General features: G+C 61.5%; 15 protein-coding genes. 5 read left to right on the top strand and 10 right to left on the bottom strand.

The annotated features are described in order from the left end of the window. Window positions 1-3: 3 nt before the first annotated feature. The 3 genes from LOY31_RS28970 to LOY31_RS28960 are packed head-to-tail and all read right to left on the bottom strand — an operon-like array spanning window position 4 to window position 1,768. Window positions 4-675, bottom strand: a complete 672-nt coding sequence (locus LOY31_RS28970; protein ID WP_085606225.1) for a GNAT family N-acetyltransferase — start codon at window positions 673-675, stop codon at window positions 4-6. Between the two features lie 12 nt (window positions 676-687). Beyond that, window positions 688-1,134, bottom strand: a complete 447-nt coding sequence (locus LOY31_RS28965; RefSeq protein ID WP_221534008.1) for a GNAT family N-acetyltransferase — start codon at window positions 1,132-1,134, stop codon at window positions 688-690. Window positions 1,135-1,144: 10 nt separating this feature from the next. After that, a complete protein-coding gene (locus LOY31_RS28960) occupies window positions 1,145-1,768 on the bottom strand; it encodes an FMN-binding negative transcriptional regulator (RefSeq protein WP_085606223.1) in 624 nt (207 codons plus the stop codon). A 92-nt stretch (window positions 1,769-1,860) separates the two neighbouring features. Here LOY31_RS28960 and LOY31_RS28955 point away from each other — a divergent pair, with 92 nt between their 5' ends. After that, window positions 1,861-3,414: a PLP-dependent aminotransferase family protein gene (locus LOY31_RS28955; RefSeq protein ID WP_221534009.1), complete on the top strand. Its 1,554-nt coding sequence runs from the start codon at window positions 1,861-1,863 to the stop codon at window positions 3,412-3,414. Here the strand turns inward: LOY31_RS28955 and LOY31_RS28950 are convergent. From LOY31_RS28950 to LOY31_RS28935, 4 genes are all read right to left on the bottom strand, one after another. Beyond that, complete coding sequence (locus tag LOY31_RS28950) at window positions 3,411-8,030, bottom strand: dermonecrotic toxin domain-containing protein (protein WP_221534010.1); 4,620 nt, start codon at window positions 8,028-8,030, stop codon at window positions 3,411-3,413. The two genes, LOY31_RS28955 and LOY31_RS28950, sit on opposite strands and share 4 nt — an antisense overlap. 117 nt (window positions 8,031-8,147) lie before the next feature. After that, window positions 8,148-9,248 (bottom strand): polyamine ABC transporter substrate-binding protein, encoded by a 1,101-nt coding sequence (locus tag LOY31_RS28945; protein ID WP_221534011.1) that lies wholly within the window; start codon window positions 9,246-9,248, stop codon window positions 8,148-8,150. Then, entirely contained in the window at window positions 9,245-10,270 is a 1,026-nt protein-coding gene (locus LOY31_RS28940; protein ID WP_221534012.1) for a histone deacetylase family protein, read from the bottom strand. Before LOY31_RS28940 ends, LOY31_RS28945 begins: the two co-directional genes overlap by 4 nt. A gap of 132 nt (window positions 10,271-10,402) precedes the next feature. Next, window positions 10,403-11,401, bottom strand: a complete 999-nt coding sequence (locus LOY31_RS28935; RefSeq protein WP_085606215.1) for an AraC family transcriptional regulator — start codon at window positions 11,399-11,401, stop codon at window positions 10,403-10,405. Window positions 11,402-11,726: 325 nt separating this feature from the next. On the opposite strand from LOY31_RS28935, the gene LOY31_RS28930 reads away from it, so the two are divergent. Beyond that, a complete protein-coding gene (locus tag LOY31_RS28930; protein WP_221534013.1) occupies window positions 11,727-12,143 on the top strand; it encodes a hypothetical protein in 417 nt (138 codons plus the stop codon). Between the two features lie 68 nt (window positions 12,144-12,211). Here LOY31_RS28930 and LOY31_RS28925 read toward each other — a convergent pair whose 3' ends face one another. The 3 genes from LOY31_RS28925 to aspA all read right to left on the bottom strand — a co-directional run bounded on the left by LOY31_RS28925 (window position 12,212) and on the right by aspA (window position 16,634). Then, entirely contained in the window at window positions 12,212-13,222 is a 1,011-nt protein-coding gene (locus LOY31_RS28925) for an asparaginase (protein WP_221534014.1), read from the bottom strand. Between the two features lie 99 nt (window positions 13,223-13,321). Next, window positions 13,322-14,767 (bottom strand): sodium:alanine symporter family protein, encoded by a 1,446-nt coding sequence (locus tag LOY31_RS28920; RefSeq protein ID WP_085606209.1) that lies wholly within the window; start codon window positions 14,765-14,767, stop codon window positions 13,322-13,324. Window positions 14,768-15,209: 442 nt separating this feature from the next. Further along, on the bottom strand, window positions 15,210-16,634 hold the full coding sequence (gene aspA, locus LOY31_RS28915; protein WP_039765095.1) for an aspartate ammonia-lyase: 1,425 nt from the start codon (window positions 16,632-16,634) through the stop codon (window positions 15,210-15,212). Between the two features lie 180 nt (window positions 16,635-16,814). Between aspA and LOY31_RS28910 the strand changes: the two genes are divergently transcribed. The 3 genes from LOY31_RS28910 (at window position 16,815) to LOY31_RS28900 (ending at window position 19,533) form a co-directional block, all read left to right on the top strand. After that, the gene (locus LOY31_RS28910) at window positions 16,815-17,732 is read left to right on the top strand and encodes a LysR substrate-binding domain-containing protein (protein ID WP_258712631.1); all 918 of its coding nucleotides are present in this window, start codon (window positions 16,815-16,817) and stop codon (window positions 17,730-17,732) included. A 216-nt stretch (window positions 17,733-17,948) separates the two neighbouring features. Next, window positions 17,949-18,440 carry a 5-(carboxyamino)imidazole ribonucleotide mutase gene (gene purE, locus LOY31_RS28905; RefSeq protein WP_007954291.1) on the top strand — a complete coding sequence of 164 codons (492 nt, stop codon included), beginning with the start codon at window positions 17,949-17,951 and terminating at the stop codon, window positions 18,438-18,440. Between the two features lie 10 nt (window positions 18,441-18,450). Continuing rightward, window positions 18,451-19,533: a 5-(carboxyamino)imidazole ribonucleotide synthase gene (locus LOY31_RS28900; RefSeq protein ID WP_007954299.1), complete on the top strand. Its 1,083-nt coding sequence runs from the start codon at window positions 18,451-18,453 to the stop codon at window positions 19,531-19,533. Window positions 19,534-19,629 lie beyond the last annotated feature (96 nt).

Below are 19,629 nucleotides of genomic sequence, written 5' to 3'. Positions count from 1 at the left end.
GTTTCAAGCGCGGCACTCAACCAACCCCTTCACCTGCCCATCCGCCGTCTGATTCTCATCGCTCAACCAGCGTTCGAACCCCGCCGCAATCGCCGGCCATTCCGAGTCCAGGATCGAGTACCACGCGGTGTCGCGGTTCTGGCCTTTGACCACCATGTGCTGGCGAAACACACCTTCGAAGCTGAAGCCCAACCGCTCGGCCGCATATTTGGAGCGGGCGTTGCCGTTGTTGCATTTCCATTCGAGGCGACGGTAGCCGAGGGCGAAGGATTCTTTGGCCAGCAGGTAGACCGCCTCAGTGCTTTTCGGCGAGCGCTGCATCGGGGCGCCGAAGGTGACGTGGCCGATTTCGATGCGGCCCTGAGCCGGGACGATCGACATCAGGCTGAGGATGCCTTGCACCTGGCCGCTGGCGCGGTCGATGACGCTGAAGAAATACGGATCGTTGTGGGCGGCATGGTTGTTCAGCCAGTCATTGAAGGCGCTGCGCTCCGGAAACGGGCCGTAGGGCAAGTAATCCCAGAGTTTCGGGTCGGCGCCGGGGCCTTGCAGGGCGTTGAACAGGTCGTCGCCGTGGCGCGCCGGGTCGAGCTTTTCCAAGCGGATGAAGCGGCCTTCGATCAGGGTGGTGGAGGGTGGCGGCACGCCTTTCCAGTCAGCGAGAGAAATCGTCATGCGCGTGGCTCCTTAAATGGCTTTGCGAAACTGGATGAAACCCGGGCGTTCGGCGATGCGCTCGTAGAGCTGGATCGCGGTGGCGTTGGTTTCGTGGGTCAGCCAGTGCACCTTGCAGCAACCGTCGGCCTTGGCCGTGGCGTAAACGTGTTCGATCAGCAGGCGACCGACGCCGGTGCCACGGGTTTGCGGCTCCACCAGCAGGTCTTGCAGGTAGCAGGAGTTTTCGATGCTCCAGTTCGAACGATGGTAGATGAAATGCACCATGCCCACCGCTTTGCCGTCGGCCCAGGCGAGGACGGCGTGGGTCGGTTCGTTCGGGTCGAGAAAGCGCTGCCAGGTGCTCTGGCTGACGGCGTCCGGCAATTCAGTGTTGTAGAAGCGCAGGTAGGCCTGCCACAGCGGCAGCCAGGCGGCGTGATCGGCGGCGCTGACCGGACGGATGTCGATCTGACTCATGGTGATTTCCTTAACGCATCAATTGAGCGAGGGTTTGATCGTTGATGTCGGGGCTGGCGGCCAGGCCTTCGCGCACGCCGGCGATATCTTCGGCGCTGCGGTTCTGGCTGAGCTTGCGCTTGCCTTCGAGCCGGTCGATCGGAATGGCAAACCCGACGATGGCCTTGAGCATGCCGTCGATGTAATCGGGCGGAGCATCGTCGACCGACCAGGGCTGGGCGCGGCCGGCCTCATGGCGATTGGTGAGGGTGCTGACGATGTCCAGCAGACGGCCGCCATCGCTGAAGGTTTCGGCGTGTCCGTAGGCGTGTACGGCGACGTAATTCCAGGTCGGCACGACTTTGCCGTGCTCGGCCTTGCTCGGGTAAAAGCCCGGGCTGACGTAGGCATCGGCACCGGGGAAGATCAGCATGGCCTCGGCGCCGTCGCGCAGGTCTTTCCATTGCGGATTGGCCTTGGCCAGGTGCCCGTACAGCGTGCCGTTCGGACCTTGTTCGCGATGCAGCAACACCGGCACATGACTGGCTTGCAAGCCTTGTTCACCGTGGGTCACCAGGATGGCGAGGCGGGTGGCGAGGATCAGTTCGTGCAGTTGGGACAAGTCGTCGATGGCAAAGGCGCGGGGCGTGTACATGGAGAAAATTTCCTTGGCGAATGCCTGCATCGTAGGCAGGCTATTGGTCTGTTGTAAGAGCCATTGATGACCAATTTCATAGGTCCATTGTCATGCCCGATTCGACCACGCTGTCGCTGCCGTTCAACCCTGCGGGTATCGAGCTCGACCGCCGCAAAGGTCTGAGCCGTCAGCTCTACCAGACCTTGCGCCTGCGGGTGCTCGACGGACGCCTGGCCAGCGGCACGCGCCTGCCGGCCAGTCGCGATCTGGCGGCAGCGCTGGGGATTTCCCGCAACAGTGTGGTGCGTGCCTACGATCAGCTGTATGCCGAAGGTTTCATCGAAGGCCGGGTCGGGGACGGCACTTATGTGGCGCAGTTGCCGCAATCGGCGACACCGGCGAAAAAATTATCCACAAAAGTATCCACAGGGTTTTCAACAGGCTTACCCACAGCCTTATCCACAATTTTGGCCAATTCCACTGGGAATTTATCCAGCAAAGTTATCCACAGCGGTGCATTGCAGCGGCTTGAGCAGAACCATTTACCGACGCCACCGAGCGGTCCGCCGCGAGCATTCCGGGTCGGTGTTCCGGCATTCGATCTGTTCCCGTTCGACGTCTGGGCCAAGCTGAACGCGGCGTTCTGGCGCAAACCCGATTTGCAGCAACTGTGCTACGGCGACCCGGCGGGCGATGCGCGCCTGCGCGGTCTGATTGCCGCTTATTTACGCAGTTCGCGCGGCATGCAGTGCTCGGCTGAGCAAATTGTGATCACTAGTGGCGCGCAACAGGGAATCAGCCTTTGTGCACAGTTGCTGGTGGAGCCGGGCGCCGGCGTGGGCATCGAGAATCCCGGCTATCGCGCAGCGGGTCATGCGTTCGCCTTGGCCGGCGGTCGATTGCGCGGCATTGCCGTGGACGAAGAGGGCATCGACTGCGCGGCACTGGCGGCCGCCGAAGATTGTCGGGTGGCTTATGTCACGCCGTCTCATCAATACCCGACCGGGGTGGTGATGAGCCTGGCGCGACGCCTCGAACTGCTGGCCTGGGCCGAGCGCACCGGCGGCTGGATCGTCGAGGACGACTACGACGGCGAGTATCGCTACACCGGCGCGCCCCTGGCGCCGCTGGCTGCGCTCGACCGCCAGGGTCGCGTGCTGTACGTCGGCACTTTCGGCAAAGTCGCGTTCCCGGCGCTGCGTCTGGGTTACCTGGTGTTGCCGCCGGGGCTGGTGGAAGCCTTTGCGCAGCGGCGCGCGGTAGATGTCCGGCATTCCGAAGTGAGCACTCAGGCGGTGATGGCCGAGTTCATGGCGGCCGGGCACTTCCAGCGACACATCCGGCGGATGCGTCGGGCAGCCCTGAGCCGGCGTAACGCCCTGATCAACGGATGGCCACACGGATTGGCGGGTGTGGGTGAACTGCCGGCGGTGTCGGCCGGACTGCATCTCACCGTGGCGGTCGACAGCGTGGCCCGTGAGCAGCAATTGATCGAACAGGCCGCCAGCGTGGAAGTGGAAGTCCACGGCTTGAGCAAGTATTGGCTGCCGGACTCAACGACCCCAATCGATCAGCGCGCCGGTCTGGTGCTGGGGTTTGCGGCGGTGCCGGAGCCGGCGATCGAGTCGGCTCTGGCCCGTTTGCGTGAGGTCTGGTGCCGTTAATGGTCTTTCGGTCGCTCCTCTGGCTCTGGTTTGAGGAACAGATCGCGCACCTGCGGATCGACGATGCGCCGTAGTGCATTGTCGACGGCATCGAAGGTATTCAGTGCCTGACGGGTCTTGTCATCGAGCGTCTGCAGATAGGCATCGGAAAATTTCAGGTGGGCGATGGTGTACAGCTCATCCGCATCCTTGAGCTGGTCATAGTGAAAGTGCGCCACCCACAGCGGCTTGTCGGCGTTGGTCTTGTCGAGAATCCGGTACTCCTGAAAAAAGTCCCCGCGATGTCGGGTGCGGATACGGCCGCGCGGGTCCTTGATCACCTCGACCTGCGCATTGTCGTGCAGCCAGTGGAAATAGGTTTCCCGGGGTTTGCGTTGTTTCAGCATGGCCGCGTAGGTCTCGATTCCTTCAGCGCGGGTGCGGGTTGCGCCTTCGCGCAGATTGGCGCTGAGGGAGGCGACGGGCCATGGATCCTTCTTCGCGCTTTTTCTTCGGACAATCGCCTCGTCGACGTCGCTGGCCGCTTGCTTGAGTCGTTCGACTTGCTGCTCGAACATGTCGCGGATGTCTGCGGGAATGCGCCCTGGCCGCTTGGCGTCCTCGCGGGTCTTTCTGTTGAAGCTGTAGATGTTCGCTTCAAGTTGCATGGCCGATGAAAGGAGGTCCTCGTCATCCGTGGGCACCTTCGGTTCGGGCCGTTGCGTGGAAAGTTTGACGAACGCGGCCTCTGTGCCGGAGTTGCTGTCCGGTGCAGGGGCAGCCTGCTCATCCACCTCGGGGCGTGGACGGCTCTTGGAGACCTTCACTTTGGGCTGCGATGCAGAGGGCTGCGCCTGGGACCTGGCGGGTGCCGATCGTTCCTCCGGTTCAGGTAGCTCCGTGGTCAGGCGTTCGCGAGCTACCGCGTGGAATTCGCCGATCAGCTCGCGCACCCTGTCGAGCCGGGCCTGGACGAATTGGCCCGGATGGGCGGCAGGCAACTGTTCCACCTGTTCGCCGAGGCTGGCGAACAGGTCGTTCCACTGCGACAAACGCTCGATACGGGCCGGCTGTCCGTCGGCGGTCACCGCTGCTTTGCTCAGCTGAATCAGCTCATGACTGGCGTCGGCAGCCGTGGCCGTAATGATCCCGATAGCGACGCGAGCGGCATTCATGGCCGCCCCCGGCTGTTCCACGACACAGCGTTCGTAGGACATGCCGATTTCATTGGCCTTGAGATCGAGCGGGCTGAAGTCCGGCAGTAGCAACTCCAGCCGTGTGGCCACTTCTCTGGCCTTGGCGGAGTGGCTGTTCAGGATTTGCAGTGAGCGGTCCAGTGTCTGCAGGTTGGCAATCATCTCGTCGCTCAACGCCGTGGCAGCGGTGGCGATATCGATCTGGCGTTTGCGCGGTACCGGTGTCTGGTGAGTCGCGCTGTCGACGAATATCTGTGTGGCCTTCGCGTACATGCGCATTTTGACCCGCAGCCACGAGCCGAAGCAGCGGTGCTGACCCAGGGTCAGGCTCATCAGCTTGGCCTGGTGGACCGAGCCACCGCCCCCGGCCTCGCGCCAGATTTCCAGCTGGGCCAGAGCCTGGGTGTAGTCGTTGCCCAACTTTGTGGCCCGGTCCAGATAAGTGGCTGCGGAGACCTCGAATCCCGCTTCGCTGGTGTCCCGTGGAAGAGCTACCAGCGCACGCAGCAGTTGTGTTTTCGCTTCGGTTTCCCGTGCTTCGAATTGTTCCAGCTTCGCCCAGGCGTCGTCCATGGCCTTTTTTTTGGAACGGCGGAATGCCTCGATCCGGCTTTTCGGCATGCCGCCGCGCAAGCGCAGTTTCGGATCCCAGTGCCATTTTTCGGCAGTCTCGTCGTATTTCAGTGCCATGCCGATTCGTTGTGGATCGGCCGGATCGACGATGTGAACCGGCTCGTCTGCCGGGGCGAGCACTTGAAACCAGCGCGTGCCGACTTGAGCGCAGGTCTTGCCCTTGAGGGTGTACAGGTGAGTGACCGGTGAGGCTCGTTTGCCGCTCAAGTCAGGTGTGGCGATCTTGAAACGGTCGAGCATTGCAATGAACCGTGCGCTGGAGTCCGGTCGCAGCAACGTGTCAGGTGCCAGTTGAGTGAGATGCCCGACAGGCACGTCGCCGGTGGTGGTCAGCGGATCCAGTGTGACGGACGGTGGGACCTCGAGGGTGGATGGCGGGAAACCGGTTGACGCCTCGTTATCCGGCAGCCGTTCGCCAGCCTCGTACGGCTCGCTCAGGCGCGGCAGCCATGAACGTTTGCGTCGCGCCACGACGTGTTGGGTCAGGATAATGCCGAGCGTCAGCAGGACATCGGCGGTGGATTGCCAGGTCACCAGAGTGTCGTCGCGGTCATGGGCATCGAGCGCCTGCTGGATCTGCGTGATGGTCTGCCAGACCCAGACGGCGGTGCCCGCCGCTCCGCTCATGAAGTTCGCGGCAACGCTGAAGATCGCCCAGCCGCTGTCGGCGAGAAGTGCCCAGCGTCGCTCACTGTTGGATTGCGACTGGCGGTTCGCGAGTTCCACCAATGCCTGGCTGTTTGCCGCGTATAACGCGGCGAGGATGTCGCCTTCGAGGGGCGCGTTCTCCAGTTCGAGCGGACCGGTCAGGTCCAGGTGCATGAACGGTTCGGTGGCCAGTTGCGTGACGATCCATGGCGAGGGCAGGCCGACCGGAAAGGCGTATTGCGAGTATTCAAAACTCAGTGCGGCGCTGCCCAGCCAGGCCAGTACCGAGTTACGCAATTCGCCGGCCTGATACAGCGCATACATCAGGTTCTGCAAAGAGGCGAACTGCGTCAGCGGCGTGTCCAGCAGTGGCCGGTACAACAGGCAGGGACCTTGAGTGTGGTCTCGCGGACAGATGATGAACATGTTGGCGACCGTGTCCGAACGCCGGCTCAAGCGGCGGCGAGGGACAAACGCCAGTGGCCGGATGGTCACCGGATGTTCGCCTGTGGGCAGTTTGCGGCTGATGGCATCCATCAGTTGGCAGACGTAGGCATAACCGCGTTCATCGACGCCGCCCCGGTGCTTGAGTTTGCACTCCAGCGCGAGCATCGGCAGGAGCGTCGGCAATTGGCTCAGGTAGTGGGTCTTGTGCGCAGCCGAGCGGATCGGGTCATCGATCAGAGCGCGTTTGATCAGTTGCGGGTAATGACCGCCGATATCGACCTTCTCCGCGATGGCGGTCAGGAAGTCCACGGTCAGCCAGGCCGGTACGGCTCGGCCATTGTCGAAAGCGATCGTGGCCTGATAGGGCGGGGCATTTTGCAGGGCGAATTCGCCCAGGGTCTCGGTTAACCGGTCAAATGGATTGGGCAGGGTGAAGCCACCGGTTTCGAAGCTGTTGGTCACGCTGATACGCAGGTGTTCCAACGGCAGGTCGGCAGCGCCCTCGGCACGTTTGTCGGCGATGATTGCTTCGCGCATGCGGCGTTCGGCGTAGGGCTTGAGCAGAGGGAAGTCGTCGTCCTTGAATACGCCGGTCTCGGCGTCGTTGCGCAAGTTTGCGAGCTCGGCAATGTAGCGACTGTAGTCTTGCTGGTCATGGACAGAGCCGTCTTGCAACCAGTCGGGAATGGCCTCCTCCAGCTGGTCGAGCCGGGCTCGTTCACGCGAACTGAAATGCCCGTGGCTTTGTCGCCCGGAACTGGCGTGCGCACTGATCGACTGGCTGGCGGGATCCAGTGCTTCGATGGCGCTGAGCTGGTTGCTGATCAGCGCCTGTGCGACGGCATCGAAGACGTTTCCTTCAGGCTCGATCAGGCGCCATTTCAAAGAGCGGTCGGACAACTCCGGGGCGATCCGCTGCGGGAGCGTTTCGCCCAGCCTGGTCAGCGATTCGAATGACTCATAGCCATCGGCAACGGTGTACATCAACACACGCTGCCGCTGTTTGACGGTGGCGGTCAGCACCAGCGCACCGGCAATGAGCAGGTGTGCGCTGTCCTCGTCTTCGACCAGGTCGATGTCCATCAGGCAGGCCTTGAGCCCGATGTAATCGCTATTCACGGTCGAGCGTTGTTTGCGGTCGGGATGCTGCGCGACAAATTGCGCCAATGCACATTCGTCGGCGTCCCAGCCGTTGGCCGACTGCACATTCGCAGCCGAACACAGCAGATCCGACAGCTCTTGCCAGCGTGGCTGGCGATTGGCGGATTCATTCCAGTAATCGAGTTGGCGCTGCTGGTATTCGAGGAACAGAAACGGTGCGAGGTCGTTCACCAGCGAAGTGATGTCATCCATGCTTACCGGCAGCAGTATCGGCGGGATCGCTTCGGGTGTACGGGTCAGGAAGTGTTCGCCTTCGATGTAGTCGGCGGTGGTCTTGTGCAGGCAATGCTGGATAAAGGCGTGGGTCAGTGATTCGAAGGTAAAGACCCTGGCAGCGTTCCGGGCGGCGTCCGATTCACGCAGGGGCGTCGCGAGCTGGGTGCGATCCGGATCGAGGTGTTGCTCGGGATAGCTTTTGCTCAGCGCTTCGCGCAACAACGCCGAGGCGACTTGATGCATCGAGTAGCCCTGGCCGATCAGCTCGACCAGTCGACTCTGTTTCAGCAGGAGAGGGGAAGCACTGGGTGCAGCAGTGGTGGCAGATTCAGTCATGGTCATGTCCACGGGGAAAACCCGGACACTAAAATCCCGGCCACGGCGCGATGCGGTACATAGATCTTGCAGGCAAAAAAAGACCCGCGAGTGCGGGTCTGTTCAGGTTGTCAGGTTTCAGGTACCGGACTTGATCTTGGTCCACGCCCGGGTCCGCGCCCGTTCCGCATCGCGCGGCAGCGGTTGCAGGGTGTAGAGCGTGTTCATCGCCGCATCGGTCGGGTACAGATTCGGGTTGTTGCGAATCGCCGGGTCGACCAGTTCGGTGGCGTCCTTGTTCGGGTTCGGGTAACCGACAAAATCGCTGACCGGCGCAATCACCTGCGGTTGCAGCAGGTAGTTGATGAAGGTGTAGGCGTCCTGCGGGTTCTTCGCGCCTTTCGGGATCGCGAGCATGTCGAACCAGATCGGCGCACCTTCCTTCGGCAGGCGCATGTCGACCACCACGCCATTCTTCGCCTCTTTGGCGCGGTTGGCGGCCTGCGAGAAGCTGCCCGAATAACCGACCGCAACGCAGATGTCGCCGTTGGCGATATCGGCCATGTACTTGGACGAATGGAAGTAGGTCACGTACGGGCGAATCTTCATCAGCAGCGCTTCAGCCTTGGCGTAGTCCGCCGGGTTCTTGCTGTTGGGATCCAGGCCGAGGTGTTGCAGGGCCAGCGGCAGGATCTCCGACGGCGAATCGAGCAGGGCCACACCGCATTGCTTGAGCTTGCTGATGTTCTCTTCCTTGAAGATCAGGTCCCAACTGTCCACCGGCGCGTTGTCGCCCAGCGCGGCCTTGACCTTGGCCGGGTTGAAGCCGATCAGGATGGTGCCGTACATGTAGGGCACGGCGAATTTGTTGCCCGGATCGTTGGCTTCGATCAGCTTCATCAGTTTCGGGTCGAGGTGGTTCCAGTTCGGCAACTGGCTGCGATCCAGCGGCTGGAATACCCCGGCCTCGATCTGCTTGGCGAGGAAGACGTTGGACGGCACCACCACGTCATAGCCGGAGTTGCCGGTCAGCAGCTTGGCCTCCAGTGCTTCGTTAGTGTCGAAGATGTCGTAGACCAGTCTGGTCTGGCTGTTCTGCGCCTTGAAATCTTCCAGTGCCTTGGGAGTGATGTAGTCGAACCAGTTGTAGACGCGCAGGGTGCGTTCTTCCGCGTGCGCGGCGCCGCTCAGCAGCGCCGCGCACAACGCCGGCGCGATGAAGTGCTTGAGTCTGCTCATTGTTCGAAACCTTCGAGCACGTTCACCGCGTTGATGCCGATTTCTTCCACCGCGTAGCCACCTTCCATGACGAACAGGGTCGGTTTGCCGAGAGCCGCGATGCGCTTGCCCATCGCCAGGTAATCCGGGCTGTCGAGCTTGAACTGCGAGATCGGGTCGTCCTTGAAGGTGTCGACGCCCAGCGACACGACGATGATGTCGGCGCCGTAGTTATCGATCTCCTGGCAGGCCTGATCCAGCGCCGCGCTCCAGACATCCCAGCCGGAACCGGCCGGCAGTGGATAGTTGAAGTTGAAGCCTTCACCGGCACCTTCGCCGCGTTCGTCTTCGTAGCCGAGGAAGAACGGGAATTCCGCTTCCGGATGGCCGTGGATCGAGGTGAACAGCACATCGCTGCGCTCGTAGAAAATCGATTGGGTGCCGTTGCCGTGGTGGTAGTCGACGTCGAGGATCGCGACCTTCTTGTGGCCCTGATCGAGGAACGCCTGCGCAGCGATGGCGGCGTTGTTGAGGTAGCAATAACCGCCCATCAAATCGCCGGCAGCGTGGTGTCCCGGTGGACGGCACAGGGCGAAGGCACCAGGGGCGCCACGCTGGATTTCCGCTTGTGCGGTCAGCGCCACTTGCGCCGCGCTGTAGGCCGCTTGCCAGGTGCCGGCGGTGATCGGTGCGCCGCCGTCGAAGCTGTAATAGCCGAGCTGGCCGTGCAGGCTGGCCGGTTTGACCTGACGCAAGGTGCGCGCCGGCCAGGTGTAGGGCAGCAAATCGCCGTCGGTGTTGAATTCGGTCCAGCGCGCCCAGGCGCCTTTGAAAAAGTCGAGGTAGTCGCGGCTGTGGATGCGCTCGATCGGCCCGAGGCCGAAATCCTTCGGCGCCTCGACCGGGCCGAGGTTTTGGTTTTTCACCCGTTGCAGCACGTGGTCGGCGCGTGACGGCATCTCGAAGCAGGGCTTGAGTTGCCCGTCGATCAATTCGCAGCGGCCATGGTGCAGGTGGTGATCGTCAGAGTAGATCGTCAGCATTTGTTGTTCTCCGCAGGGGCTGATTCGGTTGGCTCCAGTGTTGCGGCGCGGGGCGAATCGGAGAACGGCCAGAGAGGCCAAAAGGGGATCGATGTGGCCAAAAATGCTGACCTGATATCGCCCCTCGACGGTTTAACCGTGTGGCCGGAACTGACTCGGTGCCACGCCGCTCCAGCGTACGAAGGCATGGCGGAAGCTCGCGGTCTCGCTGAAGCCGAGGGTTTCGGCGATGCGGTAGATCGGCAACTGATCCTCGCAAAGCATCTGCTTGGCCCGCTCGAAACGCAGTTCGTCGAGCAGCTCCTGATAACTGCAGCCCATGTCCTTCAGATGCCGGCGCAAGGTGCGCGGCGAGCAGTTCATCTGCTGTGCCAGACCTTCCAGCCCCGGCGCGGCGTTGAGTTGCGCGCTGAGCAACTGTCGGATCCGCCCCAGCCACGCCTGGCGGCCGGTGAACTCGGTGTTCTGTTTGCGGCAGCGTTCGGCCATGGCCTGGTGGGTGATGATGTCGGCCAGCGGCAGCGGCTGGTCGAGCCAGCGCCGGTCGAAGGCGAAGGCGTTGTCCTTGGCGCCGAAGTGCAGCGGCGCCTTGAAGTGTTCGGCGTAGCTGTCGCGATAGTCTGGCGCGGTGTGCTCGAAGCGGGTGGCGAGCAGCGGTAGCGGATGGCCGAGCAGGTCATCGCAGATGACTTTCAGCGACACCAGACAGAACTCCGCGTTGAACACCGCCATCGCCGGGCTCTCGCGATAATCGGCGGCGACGAACCAGACACGCTCGCCGTCGTCTTCCAGGCTCAGTTCGAAAAGTGTTCCCAGCAGCGCCGGATAACGGATCGCCAGCCGCAAAGCGTCACCGAAGGTGGCACAGGTCAGTAGCGCGTAACCGAGGATGCCGTAGCAGGAAACGTGCATGCGCCGGCCCAGTTCCAGGCCAATGTCATGCTTGAGCGCGACGGCGTTGGCGCAGACCTGCATCTCCTGGTTGGTGGTTATGCGCGTATCGGCCCGGCTCAGATCCGCCGCGCTGATGCCGCTGCCGGCCAGCAGTGCTTCGCTGGACAGGCCCTGATCCCTGAAGGTGTTGAGCACCAGGGAGACGGCGTTGAGGGTGGTGAGGTGGGAGTGGAGCATTGGGAACGTCCAGTCTGGATGTGATGATTTTTTAGCAAGTTATGTGCCGTAAAATATTCAAGAAGGACTTTCGATAATATGAAATTTGAATAATAGAAGTGGGTTAGTTCGAGAATTCAGGCAGGCGCCTGAATAGAATAATGTTGATATTTTAAAGCCGCCACTGTCAGAAGTTGCAGGTTTTGACAGGAGAGTTAACCGTTGGTCGTGTTTTTGTATGTGAATAAAGTTATTTGGTTTTTTTAGGGTTTTTTCTTGACTCTGAGGCTGTTTTAGCTACTTTCGAATTGCTGGCGAATTCTAATTCACGAAAAAGGTGTTTGTCATGGAAAAGTCTGGTTTTGAAAAGTTGGTTCAAGAAAGCCTGAGTGTCGGAAATGGATCGAAGACGAATTTGACTGGCCGTTTGAAGGCTATGGCTGACGGCAGCCCAATTGATCTGCCTCTCTGGAAAATCATTAAGGGAGTGAGCTGGATCATTATGTTCGGAAGCGGAGATGATATTTTTGAAAGCGGTATTATTCTCGTTGTTGAAGAACGAAATTTTGGACAGGAATTGGGGCCTGACAGTGCATTGGTTAGTTATAAAGAAGAGGGGGGAGAAACATATTCGTGGGTAGAAGGGAAAATCAAGGTTTCGCACGATGCTGTAGGCAATAGATATTATGGTGGCGGCAATGCGAAAATGATGAGCGGTTCACCGGTTGTAAATATCGAAGATATTATTTTCGATTTTGTTTAATGCTGATCCAACCATAACCCATTAATGCCTAAGAGTGGGTTATGGTTTTCATGTATTTAAGAGTGGGATTAGACTTGCGTCAGTTCGCCGCACAGATCGAGTTCTATCAGACTACGGACTTCGTTTGTTTCCAGAGTTGTCCCTAATAAACCGTGCAACTTGCCGAACGCCGCCTCGCGGGTCATCCCTCCACCGGACAACACACCAACGCCACGCAAGCGGCTGCCGGCTTCATACACATCCAGCTCGACACCGCCTTCATGGCACTGCGTGACTGCAACCACAACCACGCCGTTATCCCGCGCCCGGCCGAGGCTGGCGAGGAATTGCGGGTTATCGCTCGGCCCGGTGCCGCTGCCGTAGCACTCCAGCACCAGACCCTGAATGCCGCTGTCGAGCAGGCCGTCGATGATCTCGGCGCCGATGCCCGGGAACAGTGGCAGCACGGCCACTTTGGCCAGTTGCTTGGGCTGGTTGTAGTTCAGCGCTGCCGGCAGGGAAGTGGCTTTCACGCCGCCGCCCTGACGCTCCAGACGTTTGAACGGATGACGGCCGAAGCTGCGCACTTTCGCGCAACGGGTCGGCGCCAGCAATTCGCCGTGGAAATACAGGTGCACGCCCGGCGCCAGACCGTGGCCGAGGGCGACCAGTGCGCCGCTGAGGTTTTCCCAGGCGTCGCTGTCGGTAACGCCGGCCGGCAGCATCGAGCCGGTGAAGCACACGCGGGCATGCAGGCCCAGCAGCTGAAAGCTCATGGCGGCAGCGCTGTAGGCCAGGGTGTCGGTGCCGTGCAGGATCAACACGCTGTCGCAGCCTTGCACATCGACGGCGTCGACCACCGCTTCACGCAGTTGCTGCCAGTAGGCCGGGGTCATGTTGGCGCTGTCGATCAGCGGCGACATCTCGCGAAAGCGCCACTGCGGTACCACCAGCTCAGGCTGGCTGTGCAGGTAATCGCGCATCCGCGCTTCGAAACCGGACGCCGGGGCCAGGCCATTGGCGCTGGCCTGCATGCCGATGGTGCCACCGGTGTACAGCACCATGACGTGCTGGGCGGCAGGGTAGGTCGAGGAATTCATGGGGAGTTCTCCTGAACGAGGACAGCATGCGGTCGAGCATGACGCCGACCGCTGCTTGTGTCACGCCGGGCGCAAGACCTGCGCCCGGTTTTTACCCGATCAGCGTTGCGCTGCGGGGATGCCTTGCGGCTGAGCGTCAGCCTGAGTGTCGGCCGGCGGATTGGCCGGCCAGGCTTTCAGGTCCAGGTCCAGATCGCTGAACTTGCTGGAGTCGAACACCGGCTGGCTGACGCCGGCGCGGCGTTGCGCGTCGTAGTCGCGCATCACGCGCATGCCGACCTTGAACAGCATGGCCAGGGCCACCAGGTTGACGAAGGCCAGGCAGGTCATGGTGATGTCGGCGAAGGCGAACACGGTCGACAGGTCCTGCATCGAACCCCAGACCACCAGCGCCAGCACCAGGCCGCGGAACGTCATCAGCGCAGCGCGGTTGCGGGTGAGGAACTGCAGGCTGTTTTCGCCCAGGTAGTAGTTGTAGAGGATGCAAGTGAAGACGAACAGCGACAGTGCGACGCTGACGAACATGCGGCCCCAGTCACCGACCACGGCGGCCAGCGAGTTCTGGGTCAGGACGATGCCGTCACCTTCGAAGCCCGGGGTGTAGAAGCCCGACAGCAGGATCAGCAGCGCGGTGCAGGTGCAGATCACGAAGGTGTCGAGGAACACGCTGAACGCCTGAACCACGCCTTGAGCGCCCGGGTGCTTCACGGCCGCCACGGCGGCGACGTTCGGCGCACTGCCCAGGCCCGCTTCGTTGGCGAACACGCCACGTTTCACGCCCATCACGATTGCGCTGCCGAGCAGGCCGCCGAAGGCCGGGTCGAGACCGAAGGCGCTCTTGAAGATGGTTTCCAGCATGGCTGGCACGTGTTCGATCTGGGTGCCGATCACGTACAGGGTCACGCCGATGTAGGCCAGGGTCTTGATCGGAACCAGCAGGTCGGACACCGAAGCGATGCGCTTGATGCCGCCGATGAAGGTAATGGCCAGCAGCACAGCCAGGACGATACCGGTGTGTTGCGGATCAAAGGCAAAGGCGTTCTGCAGCGAGTGGGTCACGGTGTAGGACTGCAGGCCGATGAAGGCGAAGCCGTAGGTGACCAGCAGCAGGATCGAGAACACCACCGCCATGCCTTTGAGTTTCAGGCCGTGCTGGATGTAGTAAGCCGGACCGCCACGGTACAGGCCGTCGCCATCGGCGCGCTTGTAGACCTGGGCCAGCGTACATTCGAAGAAGCTGCTGGACATGCCGACCAGTGCGGTCACCCACATCCAGAACACCGCACCCGGACCACCGAGGGTCACGGCGATGCCGACACCGGCGATGTTGCCTGCACCGACGCGGCCGGCGAGGCTGAGCATCAGGGCCTGGAACGAGCTGAGTTGACCGGCGCTGCCTTTGAGGCTGTCGCGGAACACCGCGAACATGTGGAAGAAATGGCGCAATTGAACGAAACGCGAGCGAATCGTGAAGTAGCTACCGAGCCCGACAATGAGCACGATCAGTACTTTCCCTGAGAGGAAGTCGTTGATGACTTCGAGCATGGATTTTTCCTCGCTGTTTATTGTGTAAGCAAATGCTGGATGGTCGGAAACATCGCGTTACACCGGTGTGCGCGCGGCACAACAGGCGAGGCGAGGGTTTCGTCCCGGATCCATATCGCGGGTTTGTTATTAGTTCGGGTTTCGCATGGGTTATGGCCTCGTTACCGACGACCGCTCACGCGAAGAGGGGCGGCACTATACCGATCAGTGCGGCGCCCGTCTGCACGGTTGTGGTGCGAGCGACGAAACGAAGCTTTGAAACACCCGACGTTACCGGCGTCGGGTTTGTGTGAAAGCTGATTTGCGGTCAGCTTCCATACATACGGTTCTCAGGTTCAAACAGTTAAAAAAAAGGGCTCGGGGAATCATCCCCAAGCCCTCAAAAGGTGAGAGGTGTCTAGTCCCTCGACCTGGTGAGCGGTGCTACAAGTAACGCGTCGGATCAGGCCTTCAGAGGCACCAGACGCGGAGCAATCATGTTTTCCGGGCGCAGGATGTCGGCGAGCATGGCTTCGTCGAGCAGACCTTCTTCGCGCACCAGTTCCAGCACGCCGCGGCCGCTTTCAAGGGCGATACGGGCGATGCGGGTGGCGTTTTTGTAGCCGATGTACGGGTTCAGTGCGGTGACCAGACCGATCGAGTGTTCGACCAGTTCGCGGCAGCGCGCTTCGTTGGCGGTGATGCCGACGATGCAGTGCTCGCGCAGCATGTCCATGGCGCGTTGCAGCAGACGGATCGAGTCGAGGATCTTGAAAGCGATCAGTGGCTCCATCACGTTCAGTTGCAGTTGGCCGCCTTCGGCTGCCATGGTCAGCGCCAGATCGTTACCGATGACCTGGAATGCCACCTGGTTCACGGCTTCCGGGATAACCGGGTTGACCTTGCCTGGCATGATCGAGCTGCCTGGCTGACGCGCCGGCAGGTTGATTTCGTTGATGCCGGTGCGCGGGCCGCTGGACAGCAGGCGCAGGTCGTTGCAGATCTTCGACAGCTTGACCGCGGTGCGCTTGAGCATGCCGGAGAACAGCACGAAGGCGCCCATGTCGGAGGTGGCTTCGATCAGGTCGGCGGCCGGAACCAGCGGTTGACCGCTGATCAGCGCCAGGCGCTGTACGGCCAGGGCCTGATAACGCGGGTCGGCGTTGATGCCGGTACCGATCGCGGTGCCGCCCAGGTTCACTTCGGTCAGCAGCTCCGGGGCCAGCGTCTTCAGACGGGCCAGGTCTTCGCCCATGGTGGTGGCGAAAGCGCGGAATTCTTGACCCAAAGTCATCGGTACGGCGTCTTGCAGCTGGGTACGGCCCATCTTCAGGACGTGGTTGAATTCTTCACCCTTGGCCGCGAACGCCTGAATCAGGCTGTCGAGGCTGGCCAGCAGCGCGTCGTGACCCAGCAGCAGACCCAGACGGATCGCGGTCGGGTAGGCGTCGTTGGTCGACTGCGCCATGTTCACGTCGTCGTTCGGGTGCAGGTACTGGTACTCGCCTTTCTGGTGACCCATCGCTTCAAGAGCAATGTTGGCGATCACTTCGTTGGCGTTCATGTTGGTGGAAGTACCGGCGCCACCTTGAATCATGTCGACCACGAACTCTTCGTGGAAATCGCCGCGGATCAGACGTGCACAGGCTTCGCTGATGGCAGCGTGCTTGGCTTCGCTCAGGTGACCCAGCTCGCGGTTGGCGTCAGCGGCGGCCTGTTTGACCATCGCCAGACCGACAACCAGCTTCGGGTAGTGCGAAATCGGAACGCCCGAGAGGCGGAAGTTGTTCACCGCTCGCAGGGTCTGGATGCCGTAATACGCTTGAGCAGGGACTTCGAGGGTGCCAAGCAGGTCGTTTTCTGTGCGGAATGATGCAGCGGAGGACATGATAGAAATCATCTCGATATGGACCCGGTCTGTGCCGGAACGCTGCGAATGCTAGGCTTGTGGGAATTTTTGGGCCAATGCTGTTAAACACTGCCCTATGCACATTCGGCATAATGCCCGTGTGACGCCGCGTGCGCGGCAGACGTGTGACCTGTTTTGGTGCGTGTCCGGGAGGACGTGATGAATCTGGAAAGCAAATGGCTCGAGGACTTCAGTGCTCTGGCCGCCACCCGCAGCTTCTCGCAGGCGGCCGAACGGCGCTTCGTGACCCAGCCGGCCTTCAGCCGGCGGATCCGCAGCCTGGAAGCGGCGCTGGGCCTGACGCTGGTCAACCGCTCGCGCACGCCGATCGAGCTGACGGCGGCGGGGCAACTGTTCCTGGTGACCGCGCGCACGGTGGTCGAACAGCTCGGTGAAGTGTTGCGTCATCTTCATCATCTGGAGGGTGGGCAGGGCGAAGTGATCCAGGTCGCGGCGGCGCACTCGCTGGCGCTCGGTTTCTTCCCGCGCTGGATCGCGCAATTGCGCAACGAAGGCCTGAACATCGCTACCCGGCTGGTGGCGACCAACGTTGGCGACGCGGTGCACGCGCTGCGTGAGGGCGGTTGCGATCTGATGCTGGCGTTCTATGACCCGGACGCGGCCATGCAGATGGACCCGGAAATCTTTCCGTCGCTGCACCTGGGCCAGACTGAAATGCTTCCGGTATGTGCGGCGGATGCCAATGGCAAGCCGCTGTTCGATCTGGAAGGCGAGGGCAGTGTGCCGTTGCTGGCGTACAGCGCCGGGGCGTTTCTCGGGCGTTCGGTGAACGGCTTGCTGCGTCAGCGTCAGCTGCGCTTCACCACGATCTATGAAACGGCCATGGCCGACAGCCTGAAAAGCATGGCGCTGGAAGGCCTCGGCATTGCTTGGGTGCCGCAATTGAGTGTGCGTGCCGAACTGGCCCGGGGCGAACTGGTAGTTTGTGGCGGCTCGCAATGGCATGTACCGCTGGAGATTCGCTTGTACCGCTGTGCGCTGGTGCGCAAGGCCAATGTGCGGTTGTTGTGGCGAAAGCTGGAAGGCGGTGCGGCGCAAGGTCCGGCCGGTGCGTGAAACATGTCCCGGCCACTGACCTTCGAGTCAATAAAACCGGGCTTTTGCGGCAGATGACAGATGGTCGCAACGGGGGCTGTTTATTGCTTTCTTTGCGGTATACTGCGCGGCCTTCGGCCGGTTCGTCCGGCCATTTTTCCTACAACAAGCCACGCATCCTGCGTGGCTTGTTGTTTTTGACGCGCCTGCGGGCGCCCAGAGAGAAGAGGCGCGACGATGAGTGCACTGGTTGGCGTGATCATGGGCTCCAAGTCCGATTGGTCCACCCTTAGCCACACCGCCGATATGCTGGAAAAGCTCGGCATCCCTTACGAGGTCAAGGTGGTTTCCGCCCACCGCACCCCGGATCTGCTGTTCCAGTACGCCGAAGAGGCTGAAGGCCGCGGCATCGAGGTGATCATCGCCGGTGCCGGTGGCGCAGCCCACCTGCCAGGCATGTGTGCGGCCAAGACCCACCTGCCGGTGCTGGGCGTGCCGGTGCAGTCGGCGATGCTTTCGGGTGTCGACTCGCTGCTGTCGATCGTGCAGATGCCGGCCGGTATTCCGGTTGCCACCTTGGCCATCGGCAAGGCCGGTGCGATCAACGCAGCCCTGCTGTCGGCGAGCATCCTGGGCGCCAAGCATCCACAATTCCACGCGGTACTGAAAACCTTCCGTGCCGAGCAGACAGACAGCGTCCTGGACAATCCAGACCCACGTATTGCCTGAGGTTGTTGAGATGAAGATCGGTGTAATCGGTGGCGGCCAGTTGGGTCGCATGTTGGCCCTGGCGGGTACCCCGCTGGGCATGAACTTCGCTTTCCTCGACCCTGCGCCGGACGCTTGCGCCGCTGCGCTGGGCGAACACCTGCGGGCCGATTACGGCGATCAGGATCATCTGCGCCAGTTGGCCGATGAAGTCGATCTGGTGACCTTCGAGTTCGAAAGCGTTCCGGCTGAAACCGTGGCCTTCCTTTCGCAATTCGTGCCGGTCTACCCGAGCGCCGAAGCCCTGCGCATCGCTCGCGACCGCTGGTTCGAAAAGAGCATGTTCAAGGACTTGGGGATTCCGACCCCGGCGTTCGCCGACATCCAGTCGCAAGCTGATCTGGACGCCGCCGTTGCGTCGATCGGCCTGCCGGCCGTGCTGAAGACCCGCACCCTGGGTTACGACGGCAAGGGCCAGAAAGTCCTGCGCAAGCCGGAAGACGTGGTCGGTACGTTCGCCGAGCTGGGCAGCGTGGCCTGCCTGCTGGAAGGCTTCGTGCCGTTCACCGGTGAAGTGTCGCTGATCGCCGTGCGTGCCCGTGATGGCGAGACGAAGTTCTATCCATTGGTGCACAACACCCACGACAGCGGCATCCTCAAGCTGTCCGTTGCCAGCACCGATCACCCGCTGCAGGCTCTGGCCGAAGACTATTCCAGCCGTGTGCTCAAGCAGCTGAACTACGTCGGCGTGATGGCGTTCGAGTTCTTTGAAGTCGACGGCGGCCTCAAGGCCAACGAAATCGCCCCGCGCGTGCACAACTCCGGGCACTGGACCACCGAAGGCGCCGAGTGCAGCCAGTTCGAAAACCATCTGCGGGCCGTTGCCGGTCTGCCGCTGGGTTCGACCGCCAAGGTCGGCGAGAGCGCGATGCTCAACTTCATCGGTGTGGTTCCGCCGGTCGAGAAGGTCATCGCCATCGACGATTGCCATCTGCATCACTACGGCAAGGCCTTCAAGGCCGGGCGCAAGGTCGGCCACGCCAACCTGCGCTGCAAGGACAAGGCGACCCTCGAGCAGCAGATCCTCAAGGTCGAAGCGCTGATCGCCGAGTAACGACAGTTTCATCTGGCAGCGGCGGAACCATTGCGGGGCCGCCGTTCTCTGATGGCAGGATGCGAAAGTCTGACTAGGCTTCATCGCATATCTACC

Source organism: Pseudomonas sp. B21-021 (assembly GCF_024749205.1).
Lineage (GTDB): Bacteria > Pseudomonadota > Gammaproteobacteria > Pseudomonadales > Pseudomonadaceae > Aquipseudomonas > Aquipseudomonas paraglycinae.
The sequence above is the reverse complement of the archived record's forward strand: the minus strand, read 5'-3'. Positions and strand labels throughout refer to the sequence as shown.

Coding starts and splice junctions, on each gene's coding strand:
- LOY31_RS28925 (WP_221534014.1), bottom strand. CDS start 13,222: ATGAATTCCTCGACCTACCCTGCCGCCCAGCACGTCATGGTGCTGTAC.
- purE (WP_007954291.1), top strand. CDS start 17,949: ATGAGTGCACTGGTTGGCGTGATCATGGGCTCCAAGTCCGATTGGTCC.
- LOY31_RS28940 (WP_221534012.1), bottom strand. CDS start 10,270: ATGCTGACGATCTACTCTGACGATCACCACCTGCACCATGGCCGCTGC.
- aspA (WP_039765095.1), bottom strand. CDS start 16,634: ATGTCCTCCGCTGCATCATTCCGCACAGAAAACGACCTGCTTGGCACC.
- LOY31_RS28930 (WP_221534013.1), top strand. CDS start 11,727: ATGGAAAAGTCTGGTTTTGAAAAGTTGGTTCAAGAAAGCCTGAGTGTC.
- LOY31_RS28920 (WP_085606209.1), bottom strand. CDS start 14,767: ATGCTCGAAGTCATCAACGACTTCCTCTCAGGGAAAGTACTGATCGTG.
- LOY31_RS28950 (WP_221534010.1), bottom strand. CDS start 8,030: ATGACTGAATCTGCCACCACTGCTGCACCCAGTGCTTCCCCTCTCCTG.
- LOY31_RS28900 (WP_007954299.1), top strand. CDS start 18,451: ATGAAGATCGGTGTAATCGGTGGCGGCCAGTTGGGTCGCATGTTGGCC.
- LOY31_RS28935 (WP_085606215.1), bottom strand. CDS start 11,401: ATGCTCCACTCCCACCTCACCACCCTCAACGCCGTCTCCCTGGTGCTC.
- LOY31_RS28965 (WP_221534008.1), bottom strand. CDS start 1,134: ATGAGTCAGATCGACATCCGTCCGGTCAGCGCCGCCGATCACGCCGCC.
- LOY31_RS28945 (WP_221534011.1), bottom strand. CDS start 9,248: ATGAGCAGACTCAAGCACTTCATCGCGCCGGCGTTGTGCGCGGCGCTG.
- LOY31_RS28960 (WP_085606223.1), bottom strand. CDS start 1,768: ATGTACACGCCCCGCGCCTTTGCCATCGACGACTTGTCCCAACTGCAC.
- LOY31_RS28970 (WP_085606225.1), bottom strand. CDS start 675: ATGACGATTTCTCTCGCTGACTGGAAAGGCGTGCCGCCACCCTCCACC.
- LOY31_RS28955 (WP_221534009.1), top strand. CDS start 1,861: ATGCCCGATTCGACCACGCTGTCGCTGCCGTTCAACCCTGCGGGTATC.
- LOY31_RS28910 (WP_258712631.1), top strand. CDS start 16,815: ATGAATCTGGAAAGCAAATGGCTCGAGGACTTCAGTGCTCTGGCCGCC.